Here is a 12,002-nt window from a genome sequence, read left to right as displayed (position 1 = left end):
CGCCGCCCTGGAGTACACTCGCCGGGAGCGACCCCCGGCAGCGCATGGTCGCGCGGCCGCGCGGCACAGGGCCTGGACGCAGCACGAGGCGCACATGGGGCTGTACGCAGGGCACTTCGATTTCCGGCATCCCCTCCTCTGGACGGTGCCCGCGCTGTTCTCTGCCGCCGAGTGCGCGGAGATGCTCGCCGGGGTCGACGCGCACGAGTGGCTCCCGAGCACGGTGAACAGTGCCACGGGGCGCGTCGTCGACACCCGGATCCGCGACAACACCCTGGCCGTGCTCCGCGACCCCGCGCTCGCGGAGGAGCTGTACCGCCGGGTGCTCCCGCACGTGCCCCGCGCGATGCTGGCCGAGGTGGAGGGGCGCTCGCATGTCGCCATGGAGGTGACCGGCGTGCACGTGCCGGTGCGCATCTACCGCTACGAGGTGGGTCAGCACTTCGGCCTCCACCAGGACCAGGCCTACTTCCGCGGGGATGGCGCGAAGAGCCTGCTGACGCTGATGGTGTACCTGAACGAGGACTTCGAGGGCGGCGAGACCGACTTCCCCGAGCAGGAGAGGACCATCGTCCCGAGCACCGGGACCGCGCTGCTCTTCCAGCACATGGTCCTCCACGCCGGCAACCGCGTACGCCGCGGGACGAAGCTCGTGCTCCGCTCGGACGTCCTGTACCGCCCCGCCTCCTGAACACCCCGTCGACGCGGGAGAACGTTCAGAGTGGAACGTGTCCTGTGTTGGCACATACAAAATCTGGGTCGACGGGACCAAAATTCGTGTCCGAACCTACAGAATTCGTGTCGACGTGAAGGGTGGTTCGTGTCGACGTGAAGGACCTTGGTGTCGACGTGAAGGGTGGTTCGCGTCGACGTGAAGGACCTTGGTGTCGACGCGGGAGACCTTCATGTGGACAGGAAATTCCGAGCGTCCACGTGAAGGACCTTGGTGTTGACATGAAGGATCTTGGTGTCGACGTGAACTTCTGGGTGTCGACGTGAAGGACCTTGGTGTCGACGTGAACTTCTGGGTGTCGACGTGAAGGCTCTTCGTGTCGACGTGAAGGACCGTCGTGCCCACACGAAGCCGCTTCACGTGCGCGGTGCAAACTTCATGTCCACACGAAGCTCGTTCTCGTCGACACGGACGATCTTCCGGTGGTCCGGGGCAGCGAAGCGCTCGGGGCGAACAGGATCCGTCAGCGAGGGAATGACCCGTCGCAATCGGTGTTGCTCGTGCGTCCGCCACCTTGAAGGTGCGCTGGGCGGCCCTCATACCCTCCCGGGGGGGGATGACCATGGAGACGAGAGCGGGCCACACGGAGCCGGGCGTGAGGGAGCGGGAGCGCGCGGAGAGCGCGTGTCCCCATGGCGTTCAGGGCAGCGAGCCGGTGCCGGTGCTGGACGTGGGCAACCCGAAGTTCCTGGGGCAGGCCTACGCGACGTACGCGGAGCTGCGCGAGAAGGGCGGCGTGGTGCGGGTGTTCGTCCCGGAGACCGGGCAGGACATCACCCAGGAGGAGCGCGACAACCGCACGGCGTTCCAGGAGATCTTCGGCAGGGAGGTGTTCTTCCTGGGGCGCTACGCCGAGGTGTCCGAGGTGCTGCGCGACGAGCGGTTCTCGTCCTGCCCTCACGCGGCGAAGACGCCGGCGGAGATCGCGCAGATGCCGAAGATGGCCGAGGAGCTGCGGCCGGTGCTGACCAGCCTGCTCACCACGGACGCGCCAGACCACACCCGCCTCCGCAAGCTCGTGCAGCCGTGCTTCTCGGCGCAGGCGATGGAGGCGCTCCGGCCGCGCATCGCCCGCATCGCGGAGGAGCTGCTGGACGAGGCGCTCGCGGCGGCGGAAGCGCGGGGGGAGGTGGCTCCCGAGCGGCGCCTGGATCTCGTTGAAGCGTTCGCGTTCCCGCTGCCGGTGACGGTGATCAGCGACCTGCTGGGCATCCCCGTCGCAGATCGCGGGAAGGTGCGGGGCTGGACGGAGGAGCTGTTCACCAACCGGGGGAGCCGGGGGATCGGCGGAGAGCTGCGGGGGAAGCTCGGGGAGTTCTCGGCCTACCTGCGGGCGCTGTTCGTCGAGAAGCGGGCACGGACCAGCGACGATCTGATCAGCCGGCTGGTGCACGCGCAGGAGGACGGCGACGTGCTCAGCGAGGACGAGCTCCTCTCGATGGTCTTCATCATCTACCTCGCGGGGCACGTGACGACGGTGAACCTGATCGGCAACGGGGTCTTCGCGCTGCTGACCCACCCGGAGCAGCTCGCGCGGTTCAAGGCGGCCCCCGAGCTGTCGAAGCAGGTGGTGGAGGAGACGCTGCGGTTCTACCCGCCGGTGGACGCGGTGACCGGGAGGGTGGCGACGGAGGACGTGGAGGTCTCCGGGACGCAGATCCCGAGGGGGAGCCACGTGTTCGTCGGGCTCGCGTCGGCGAGCCATGATCCGAAGCGGTTCGCCTGTCCGGAGGCGTTCGATCTGGAGCGCGCAGACGCGAACCGGCACCTTTCGTTCGGCAAGGGGATCCACCTCTGCCTCGGGGCGCCGCTGGCGAGGGTCGAGGGTCAGGTGGCCTTCGAGACGCTGTTCCGGCGCTGCCCGGAGCTGCGGCTCGCAGTGCCGGCGGAGGAGATGCGGTGGGGGCGCCAGGTGCTGCGGGGTTTCGACGCGCTGCCGGTGCTGGTCTGACGCCCTTCTCACGACGTCGCTTCGAGGGCGCGGCGCGCGGCGCGCGGCGCTCGGCGCTCGGCTCCACGAGGCGATCGCCCTGGTCATGGTGGGATTGACAGAAACCGCTCTGTTCGGTGATTTGGCTCGCGGGGATTCGTTCAGTTCCTGACCCCAACATCCCCGAGGAGAAGCCCTGTGAGCGATGACGTTACCCACCTCCGTGCCCGGGTCCGGGCGCTGATGCCCCAGGCCAAGGCCGATCTCGCCGACATGGTGGCCTACCGCTCGGTGCACGCCCCGCAGGACAACCCGCCTGCGGACTGCGACCTCATGGTCACGTGGCTGCAGCAGGCATTCACCAAGGCCGGCTTCGCCGAGGTCGACACCCATGTCACCTCCGACGGCTCCAAGACGGTCACCGGGATCAAGCGGGGGCCCGAGGGCGCCCCCACGGTGCTGCTGTACTTCCACCACGACGTGCAGCCGGTGCCGGACGCGTCGCAGTGGAGCACGCCCCCGTGGACGCTGACCGAGGGGGGAGACAAGCGCTGGTACGCCCGCGGCGCGGCCGACTGCAAGGGCAACATCGCGGTGCACCTCACGGCCATCCGCGCGCTCGGCGACGATCTCCCGGTCACGCTCAAGATCGTGGGGGAGGGCTCCGAGGAGCAAGGCACCGGCGGCCTGGAGGATTTCGTCCCCAAGAACGCCGATCTGCTCGCGGCCGACGCCATCCTCGTGGCGGACGCGGGCAACTTCCAGGACGGGATCCCGACCCTGACCACGTCGCTGCGAGGGCTGGCGAACGTGATCGTCACCGTCGATACCCTCGAGGGCCCCATGCATTCGGGTCAGTTCGGCGGAGCGGCCCCCGATGCCCTCGCCGCGCTCATCGCCATGCTGGCCACCCTGCGCGATGCCAAGGGCAACACCACCATCCGAGGTCTCGCCAACGGCGAGGTATGGTCGGGCCAGCAGTACAATGCGGATCAGTTTCGCACCGACGCTCGCGTCCTCCCCGGCGTGGATCTCCTCGGCGATGGAGCCGTGGCAGACATGCTGTGGGCACGGCTCGCGGCGACCGTCGTCGGTATCGATTGCCCCTCCGTGGACGGCGCCACCCCCGCCGTGCAGGGCCGGGCGCGGGCGCTCATCAACCTGCGGGTCCCGCCCGGCATCGACGCCCGCGCGGCGCAGGAGGCCTTGATCGGTCACCTGACGTCGGTCGCGCCCTGGCACGTGAAGGTCACCGTCGAACCGACCTCCTTCGGTCAGCCATTCACCGCGGCGACCCAGGGGACAGCCCACGACGCCCTGGTCGCCTCCATGAGCGCCGCTTATGGCAAAGACGTGGTTGCCGTGGGCCAGGGCGGCTCGATCCCGCTGTGCAACATCTTCCAGAGCACGTTCCCCAAGGCGGAGATCATGCTGTTCGGCGTGGAGGAGCCCAAGGCGCTGATCCACGCACCGAACGAGAGCGTGGATCCCTCCGAGATCGAGCACATGTCCATCTCCCTCGCGCTCTTCCTGAAGAAGTTTGCCGCAGCCCCGCGCTCCTGAGCGGGCCGCAGCGACACCTCGGCCCGGGAGCGCCACGCGCACGTTTCCCCCGGGCCGGTGACGATCCTCATTGATCCGCTGGGGGGGGCGGGGCTTCCATCCTGGCCATGGCCAGGCTTGTGGAGGCGCTCTCCAGGTTCTTCGGGCGGGTGGAGATCCTCGCGCTCGGGCTCGAAGAGGAGCGAGCGGCGGCGGAGGCGGCGCTGGCGAAGGGCGACCCCCTGGAGGCGCGGGAGCGCGCGCGGACGATCCTCTCCAGCTTGCCAGGGTCGGCGGTGGGGTTCGCGCTGTGGGCCGAGGCGGCGGAGGATGCCTGGCTCGATCACGAGGCGGTGACGGCGCTCGTGGAGCTGTCGAAGAAGGTGCCCTGGCGGGCGGATGTGTGGCTGCGCCTGGGGAGGGCGGGGCTCCGGATCGAGTGGCAAGGGGCGCGCGAGGCGCTGGAGCGGGCGGCGTCGGCGCCGGAGGAGCGGGACGCGGGGCGTGAGGCGTTGCTGGAGCTGTGCGACCTGGATCTGGCCGTGGGAGATCCGGAGCGGGCGCAGCGGTGGCTGGAGCGGATCCCCCTGTCGCTCACGGCGCCGGATCGGCAGGTGGCGCTGCGGCGGGCAGAGTGCGCGCTGGGGCTCGGGGACATGGAGGTGGCGCGGGAGGCGGTGGGGCAGCTCGGGGAGGATGGGCCGCTCGATGGACGGGCGGCGCTGGTGAGGGCGCACCTCGCGCTGTCGTCGGGGGCGCCGGAGGAGGCGCTCGACGCCGGGCTGCGGGCGCTGGTGCTGGACGCGCGGGGGGCGGCGCCGCTCTGCGCGGCGATCGTGTCGGCGTTGCGGGACGTGGTGCTGGTGGACCGGGCGCGGGACGTGGTGCGCGTGCTCGAAGCGCTGGACGAGCCGGTGTGGGCCGCGGCGTTCGCATCGGCGGAGGGGCGGCGGGAGGACGCGCGGAAGGCGCTGGCGCGGGGGCTCTCGCGTGGCGATCGGGTGGCGGCGGCGGCGCTCTTGCGGCTGTCGGTGGAGACGCGGGACCTGGAGGCGCTGAAGCTGCTCGCGGCGCGGGACGAGGGGCTCTTGCCCGAGGAGCTGCGGCGCCTCGTGGAGGCGTCACGGCTGTCGGCGGCAGGGCAGGGGGCGCGGGCGCTCGACGCGCTCGATGCGGTGACCGGCGAGAGCGCGGCGTGGGCCGAGGAGATGCGCCAGCAGGTGATCGGGGGGTGGCTCCCGGCGATGGAAGGGGAAGGGGTCGCAGAGGCCGCGGGTAGCACGGGTGGCGCGGGGGCTGCGGGAGCGCTGGGCGCGGTGCGGGTCGCGGCGTGGCCGGAGGTGCTGAGCGAGCTGCGTCGCTCGGCGAAGCTGCTCGACCGGCTGGATCTGATGGGGGCGATCGAGGCGCTGGCGGTGGAGCGGGAGAGGCCGCTGCGGGTGGCGGTGGTGGGGGAGTTCAACGCGGGGAAGAGCACCTTCATCAACGCGCTGCTCGGGGAGGACGTGGCGCCGACAGGGGTCTTGCCGACGACGGCGACGCTGCACTGGGTGGCGTGGGCGCCGGACCCGTTCGCGCGGGTGGTGACGCGGGGAGGACCCGATCGGCTGGTGCCGCACGAGCAGCTCAAGGGGACGCTGCGCGCCCTGGAGAAGGAGGGGGCGCAGCCCGATCGGGTGTTCATCTACGCGCCGATCGAGCGGCTGAAGCGGGTGGAGATCCTGGACACGCCAGGGTTCAACGCGCCGGATCCGGATCACGCGGCGCGGGCGCGGCTGGCGTTCGCGGAGGCGCACGTGGCGGTGTGGCTGCTCGACGCGACGTCGCCGATGAAAGAGTCGGAGCGCAAGGTGCTGGCGCAGCTCCAGGCGCTCGGGGTGCCGGCGCAGATCCTGGTGAACAAGGCCGACAGGCTGCAGCCCGTGGCGCTGGAGGAGGTGCTCGGGCACGTGCGCGCGAGCCTTCTGGAGACGCGGCTCGGATCGCTGTCGGCGCCGATCGCGTTCTCGGCGAAGCTGTCGCTGAAGGGGAGGATGGGCGACGAGGCGGCGCTCGCGGCGAGCGGGTGGGGCGCCGTGGAGGCGCTGTTCAGCGAGCAGATCGTCGACCAGAGCGAGGCGCTGCGGGAGCGGGGGCTGCGGCGAAAGGCGGGGCAGATCGCGGGGGAGCTGCTCGCCCTGGCGACGGCGCGGGCCGGCGACGATCGGGAGGTCTCACGGCGGGCGCGGGCGCGGGTGGAGGGGCTGCGGCTCGCGGGGGCTGCGCTGAGGCGGGAGCGGCGGACGCTGGCGGCGAGCATCGAGCAGGCCATCGCGCCGTCGCGGAAGGCGCTGGCGGCCGATCTGCGGCCCATCGCGGAGCTGCCCGAGGAGCGGAAGCACCGGGACCCGGGGCTGCGGGCCTATGCGCAGGAGCGGTTCCTGGCGCGGCTGACGGGGCCGCTGTCGACGGAGATCGCCGCGGTCGCGGGGCAGTGGATGCCGGAGGGATCGGTGACGGAGGGGGCAGCGTGGCCGCGGGCGCAGGCGCAGGTGCGGGCGGTGCTGATGGGGACGGTGGCGGTGCACGCGGCGCCGGCGGAGCTGGTGGACTCGGCGCTGGAGGGCGTGGTGGAGGCGGCGATCGATGCCTTCGCGATGGCGCTGCTCTCGGAGGCCGAGGAGCCGGTGCCGCCGCCGCCGAGTGCAGCGCTGGAGCTGCGGGCGCAGGCGGTGCGCGCGGCGCTGCCGGCGCCGCAGGAGGCCGGGGAGGCCGGGGAGGCCGGGGAGGCCGGGGAAGTCGGGGCGAGCGCGGCGTGAGGCGGGGGCGCTGCGGCGGGGGCGCTGCGGCCCTTCAGCGGGTCATGAGGAGGAAGGCGACGAGGCCGAGGGCGATGCCGATCACCAGCGCGAGGGGGACGACGAGGCGCGCGGCGAGGGTGCGCGCAGGGGGCACGGGCGGAGGGGGACGCTCGGTGAGGGCGCGGTAGCTGGAGCCCACGAGGGGCGTGGGGGGATCGATCTCGGGGTGGCCGGGGAGCAGCGTGTCCGGGGAGAACGATGGCGGCGCGGCGGCGGGAGAGGGCTCGGCGTCCGGGGAAGGCGCGTCGCTGAGGAGGGAAGCGGCGCGCGGGGAGGAGGAGCGCGGGGAGGAGGAGCGCGGGGGAGGGAGCGGCGCGACGTGGGCGCGATCGGCGAGGGCGCGATCGGCGAGGGCTCTAGGGATGAGGCGCGTCTTGAGGGAGGGGGCGCCGTCGTCGATGTCGAGCGTGGGATCGGTGTCGCCGGTGGGAAGGAGGAGGCGGACCTTGTCGCTCGGTGTCCTTCGGGGGGCCGCGTCGGTGACGAGCCGCGGGGACGAGAGGGTGATGGCGGAGCGGGGGCCCGAGCCGTCGCGCGCCGGTTCTCGAACGTCACGCGCGTCGCGCCCGTCGCGCCCGTCGCGCATGCCGAGCGCGGAGCGCGCCGCGATGCGCTGTCGGTTGCGGATGGAGAGGGGGAGGGTGTCGGTGTCGAGCGGCGCCATCGCGGGATCGCCGAAGAGGAGGGTGCCCGAGAGCTCCGGGAGGAGCCGGGTGAGTGCGTCGCGAAGCTCGCGGGCGCTCTGCTGGCGATCTTCGGGGGAGGTGGCGAGCGCCTTGAGGATCACGGCTTCGAGGCCGGGGTGGAGGCGGGGGACGAAGGTGCTCGGTGCAGGGGGGGGCCGGCGGAGACGCTCCATGGCCACATCCCAGGGTGAGCCCACGGCGGGGAAGGGGAGGCGGCCCGTGACGAGCAGGAAGAGGAGGATGCCGCAGGTGTAGAGATCGCTGCGGCCATCGACGGGCTCGCCACGGCATTGCTCGGGCGACATGTACGCCGGGGTGCCGACGGTCACGCCGACACGGCTGATGGCCGTGGAGGTGATGCTGGAAGGAGGGGACTCCGCGAAGGAGCGAGGGGGATCGGCGGAGGAAGGCGCAGGCAGAGGATCGGCGGACGCGGGACTGACGGACGATGGATCGAGAGCGGGGGAGGCATCGAGCGGGAGCGGGAGGGTAGGGGAGGTCTCCACGATCTTGGCGATGCCGAAGTCGAGGACCTTGACGAGATCGCTGGCGGAGGACGGGCTCCGCACGAGCATGATGTTCTCGGGCTTGAGGTCGCGGTGGACGATGCCGTGCTGGTGGGCGGCTTCGAGGGCCTCGCACACGCCGACCAGGACCTCGGCGGCGCGGCGCTCGGTGAGGCGGTGCTCGCGGACGAGGATGTCGAAGAGGTCGCGGCCGTGCAGGCGCTCCATGGCGATGTACGGCAAGTTGCCGTCGACGCCGTAATCGATGATGTGCACGGTGTTGGGATGATCGAGGGCGGAGGCGGCCCTGGCTTCGCGGCGGAAGCGGCCGACGAAGGTCGCGTCCCCCAGCATCTGGGGGTGCATGATCTTGATCGCCACCTCGTGGGGGTCGCGCTCTTGCTCGCCGAGGTACACGGCTGCCATCGCGCCCTCACCGATGAAGCCGGTGATCTTGAAGCGCCCAGCAACCGTCTGGCCGATGAGGTGAGAGGCGGCGGTCATGGTCGAGACGAGCGCAGAGACGAGCTATTCCACGGACGTAGGGCTGCGTTGCACCTGGGTCGTCTCCTCGGGAGGCGCGGGCTTGTCCACCCGCGAGACGCTATCCGTGGCGACCCCGGAGGCTTTGATGAAGTTCCGGGCCTCCTCGTTGTCGCCATGGGCGAGTTCGTCGGGGGTGCCGTGGGCGATGACGCGGCCCTGGACGACGAGGAAGGCCTGGTGGGCGATGCGGAACGTGCTCGCCATGTCATGGGAGATGACGACGCTGGTGATGCCGAAGCGGTCGCGGGTCTCCTCGATGAGGTCGTCGACCATGCGGCTGGTGAGGGGATCGAGGCCGCTGGTCGGCTCGTCGTAGATGAGGATCTGGGGTTCGAGCATGAGGGCGCGGGCGAGGCCGACGCGCTTGCGCTGGCCGCCGGAGAGCTCGGAGGGCATGCGCTCCTCCTTGTTCTCGAGACCCAGGAGGTTGAGCATGCCCACGACTTTGTCGCGCTGCTCGGCGCGGCTCATCTTCTTGCGGTGCTCGCGGAGGGGGAAGGCGACGTTGTCGAAGACGGTGAGCGAGTCGAGCAGCGCGGCGTACTGGAAGACCATGCCGAACTGCTGCCGCATCCGGTTCATCTCGTAGTCGCTGAGGGCGCTCATGTCCTCGCCGTCGACCCAGACGTGGCCGGTGGTGGGCCGCTCGAGCCCGATGAGGATGCGCAGGAGGGTGGTCTTGCCGGCGCCGGAGCCGCCGATGATCACCGCGGTCTCCTTGCGGCGGAGGTGCATGGTGACGCCGTGGAGGACCTTGGTGGGGCCGAAGTTCTTCTTGAGGTCGTCGACGAAGAGGTGGTCGCGGGGCTCCCAGCCAGGGGGCATGGGGCGGGAGCCAGCCGGGACGCCATCGGGGTGGTGGTCCGTCTGGGGGCGCGCGGCCTTGGGATTCGAGGACATGCGCGCGAAGGTTACCACGCCGCTTGACAGGGGAGCCGGTGAGGCGGAAACCGCTCCCATGATCGACGAGATCCTGAAGGTTGCCCTCGATGCGGCCGAGGCGAAACACGAGTCCGATGGCTGGGCAGTGCTGCCCGAGGGCAGGACGCTGTCGCTCCACGCAGGGCACGAGGGGGTGGGGCTGAATGTGACCAAGGTGGAAGCCATCCAGGTGACCTCCGGGCTGGTGCGGGCACGGACCATCAAGGGCGATACGTTCCTGATCCCCGCCAAGGCGGTGTTTGCGGTGGCGCTGGAGGGCGGCACCAAGGCGGGCGGCGGCGGCCGGCGGGCCGGCTTCCTGGGGTAGCTCTGCATCCTCCCGGATCCGTGGCATTCTGCTCCTGCGCCCTGACGCGAACTGCCCACACAGGTCGACGGCGCACCCGTTCGCACGGAGGAGGCCCACCATGAGCACAGCGGAACAGATCTACCAGGCCATCCTGGTGCTGCCGGTGCAGGAGCGGCTCAAGCTGGTCGAGCGTGTGGTTCATGACCTCGCCGAGAGGGCACGCGAGCCAGAGCCGCCAGGCGGCGGAGCGGCAGGACCTGGAGATGCGTCTCAAGGGACCGTCGCCCCGGCAGCGGGGCTGCTCATCGGCGCCTGGGCACAGGACGCGGAGCTCGTCGACGCGGTGACCGAGGAAATCCTACAGCGGCGAGAGCAGCACAGCCGGAGGGTGGTCGGTGACGACGAGGATCCTTGATACCGACACCCTCTCGGAGATCCTCAAGGGGAGAAATGCCCAGGTCGTCGCGCGGGCGCGCGATTACGGGGCGCAAGCCGGCCGCTTCACCATCACAGCGGTGACGGTCCTTGAGGTGGTGAGTGGTTGGCAACGGGTAGGTCGCGCGGAGAAGGTGCAGCAGTTTCTTGAATTGCTGAGCAATTTTGAGATCTTGCCGCTCGATACACAAGTCTCGGAAGTCGCTGGACGCATCGAGGGCGACCTCGTCCGCACCGGCCAGCCCATCGGGCGGGGAGATGTGATGATCGCCGGGATTGCCGTGTTTCATGGCTTCCCGCTTGTCACAGGGAACACCGCACATTACGAACGCGTTCAGTCACTCGGTTATCCCCTCCAGCTCGACAACTGGAAGCGCGTATGACCCGATGAAGGTAATGAAGTCTGTCAGCGCGATGGCAGCATGGTGGTGCCGTTGTGCTGGGTTTATTGAGTAGGCATATCGCGCCAGAGAGTGGCTTTATGAAACTTTCCGTTAGCTCTCTCGACTGGGCGCTTGCGCACCTCCGCAAGTATGGTGATACCGATAAATTCCCCCAGCCCTTCGAAATCGAAGTGATTGAGCGTGCCTGGCATGCATCACTTCGCGCGGAACTCGCCAACATCGATCTCACGCAACATCGATGGACGGCTGAGCGCAAAATGCTTGTTCCTAAAGATGCCGCCGCATTTCGCAATGCAGCGCAGCTGGATCCCATCGACTCACTTTTGCTCGCTGCGCTCGTCTATGAGATCGGCGCGCTTATCGAGCGTAGGCGCAGTCCGGTCGCTGAGCAGCGCGTATTTAGCTACCGTTTTGATCCCAGTGCCGATGGGACTCTCTACAGTCCTGATCGCTGGGATGCGTTCTGGGAAACGTCGATCCGGCGCGCAGCCGTATCCTCGGTTGTCCTAACAGTTGACATTACCGATTTCTACAATCAAATCTACCATCACTCAATTGAGAATCAGCTACAAGCCTGCGGTTTGACGGCACCGGCGACAAAGATAATTATGAACTTGCTCAAGAGTTCGACGGTATCGGTGTCGCGAGGGATCCCTATAGGTCCTCACCCAACCCATCTCTTGGCTGAAGCGTCGCTAATCCCCATCGATCAGCTCATGGCTCAGCGCGGCCTTGAGTACTGTCGATACGTCGATGATATCCACGTTTTCTGTGACAGCGAAGAAAAGGCGCAGGTGGCATTGTTTGCCATTGTGAATGTTCTGGATCAATATCACAAGCTGACGCCAAACCGCTCGAAGACGGGCTTCATGAAGTCCGCCCAATTTATTGCTTTCGCTCGTGAGAAGGCGGATGACCAACCGATCAACTCCACCGAAGCGTCGGTGTTGAAGGTCATCAAAAAATATTCTGCTGGCCCATACGATGCCATCCCGGTTTCGCAACTCACCTCGGCGGATCTTGCGCAGCTTTCTCAGAAGGCGCTGGAGGAAATTCTTGACGCGTACCTGGCTGCTCCAGAGCGTGACTACATTCGTCTTCGCTTCTTTCTTCGCCGACTAGCCTCGACTTGGGCACTTTTGCGCCCAG

General features: G+C 69.1%; 10 protein-coding genes. 8 read left to right on the top strand and 2 right to left on the bottom strand.

Annotated elements, in window-relative coordinates; translation table 11 throughout:
* Positions 1 to 94 precede the first annotated feature (94 nt).
* The 4 genes from CAP_RS04555 to CAP_RS54850 all read left to right on the top strand — a co-directional run bounded on the left by CAP_RS04555 (position 95) and on the right by CAP_RS54850 (position 7,003).
* Entirely contained in the window at positions 95 to 691 is a 597-nt protein-coding gene (locus CAP_RS04555) for a 2OG-Fe(II) oxygenase (protein ID WP_052374154.1), read from the top strand.
* A gap of 604 nt (positions 692 to 1,295) precedes the next feature.
* Positions 1,296 to 2,684: a cytochrome P450 family protein gene (locus CAP_RS04550; RefSeq protein WP_081864593.1), complete on the top strand. Its 1,389-nt coding sequence runs from the start codon at positions 1,296 to 1,298 to the stop codon at positions 2,682 to 2,684.
* 177 nt (positions 2,685 to 2,861) lie between these two features.
* The gene (locus CAP_RS04545) at positions 2,862 to 4,226 is read left to right on the top strand and encodes a dipeptidase (RefSeq protein ID WP_044236514.1); all 1,365 of its coding nucleotides are present in this window, start codon (positions 2,862 to 2,864) and stop codon (positions 4,224 to 4,226) included.
* Positions 4,227 to 4,333: 107 nt separating this feature from the next.
* Positions 4,334 to 7,003: a dynamin family protein gene (locus CAP_RS54850; protein WP_081864553.1), complete on the top strand. Its 2,670-nt coding sequence runs from the start codon at positions 4,334 to 4,336 to the stop codon at positions 7,001 to 7,003.
* A 34-nt stretch (positions 7,004 to 7,037) separates the two neighbouring features.
* Here the strand turns inward: CAP_RS54850 and CAP_RS04535 are convergent, their stop codons facing one another.
* Positions 7,038 to 8,741, bottom strand: coding sequence for a protein kinase domain-containing protein (locus CAP_RS04535; protein ID WP_044236512.1), 1,704 nt, complete (start codon positions 8,739 to 8,741; stop codon positions 7,038 to 7,040).
* Between the two features lie 24 nt (positions 8,742 to 8,765).
* The gene (locus CAP_RS04530) at positions 8,766 to 9,683 is read right to left on the bottom strand and encodes an ABC transporter ATP-binding protein (RefSeq protein WP_231511078.1); all 918 of its coding nucleotides are present in this window, start codon (positions 9,681 to 9,683) and stop codon (positions 8,766 to 8,768) included.
* A 58-nt stretch (positions 9,684 to 9,741) separates the two neighbouring features.
* Here CAP_RS04530 and CAP_RS04525 point away from each other — a divergent pair, with 58 nt between their 5' ends.
* The 4 genes from CAP_RS04525 to CAP_RS49870 form a co-directional block, all read left to right on the top strand.
* The gene (locus CAP_RS04525; RefSeq protein WP_044236510.1) at positions 9,742 to 10,032 is read left to right on the top strand and encodes a hypothetical protein; all 291 of its coding nucleotides are present in this window, start codon (positions 9,742 to 9,744) and stop codon (positions 10,030 to 10,032) included.
* Between the two features lie 100 nt (positions 10,033 to 10,132).
* Positions 10,133 to 10,429, top strand: a complete 297-nt coding sequence (locus tag CAP_RS04520) for a hypothetical protein (protein WP_044236508.1) — start codon at positions 10,133 to 10,135, stop codon at positions 10,427 to 10,429.
* Entirely contained in the window at positions 10,410 to 10,832 is a 423-nt protein-coding gene (locus CAP_RS04515) for a type II toxin-antitoxin system VapC family toxin (protein WP_044236507.1), read from the top strand. The genes CAP_RS04520 and CAP_RS04515 overlap by 20 nt, the downstream gene beginning before the upstream one ends.
* Before the next feature lie 98 nt (positions 10,833 to 10,930).
* On the top strand, positions 10,931 to 12,002 hold a 1,072-nt coding region (locus tag CAP_RS49870), incomplete at its 3' end, for an RNA-directed DNA polymerase (RefSeq protein ID WP_156040488.1).

Source organism: Chondromyces apiculatus DSM 436 (genome assembly GCF_000601485.1).
Classification (GTDB): domain Bacteria; phylum Myxococcota_A; class Polyangia; order Polyangiales; family Polyangiaceae; genus Chondromyces; species Chondromyces apiculatus.
The sequence above is the reverse complement of the archived record's forward strand: the minus strand, read 5'-3'. Positions and strand labels throughout refer to the sequence as shown.

Coding starts and splice junctions, on each gene's coding strand:
- CAP_RS04555 (WP_052374154.1), top strand. CDS start 95: ATGGGGCTGTACGCAGGGCACTTCGATTTCCGGCATCCCCTCCTCTGG.
- CAP_RS04550 (WP_081864593.1), top strand. CDS start 1,296: ATGGAGACGAGAGCGGGCCACACGGAGCCGGGCGTGAGGGAGCGGGAG.
- CAP_RS54850 (WP_081864553.1), top strand. CDS start 4,334: ATGGCCAGGCTTGTGGAGGCGCTCTCCAGGTTCTTCGGGCGGGTGGAG.
- CAP_RS04535 (WP_044236512.1), bottom strand. CDS start 8,741: ATGACCGCCGCCTCTCACCTCATCGGCCAGACGGTTGCTGGGCGCTTC.
- CAP_RS04530 (WP_231511078.1), bottom strand. CDS start 9,683: ATGTCCTCGAATCCCAAGGCCGCGCGCCCCCAGACGGACCACCACCCC.
- CAP_RS04525 (WP_044236510.1), top strand. CDS start 9,742: ATGATCGACGAGATCCTGAAGGTTGCCCTCGATGCGGCCGAGGCGAAA.
- CAP_RS04520 (WP_044236508.1), top strand. CDS start 10,133: ATGAGCACAGCGGAACAGATCTACCAGGCCATCCTGGTGCTGCCGGTG.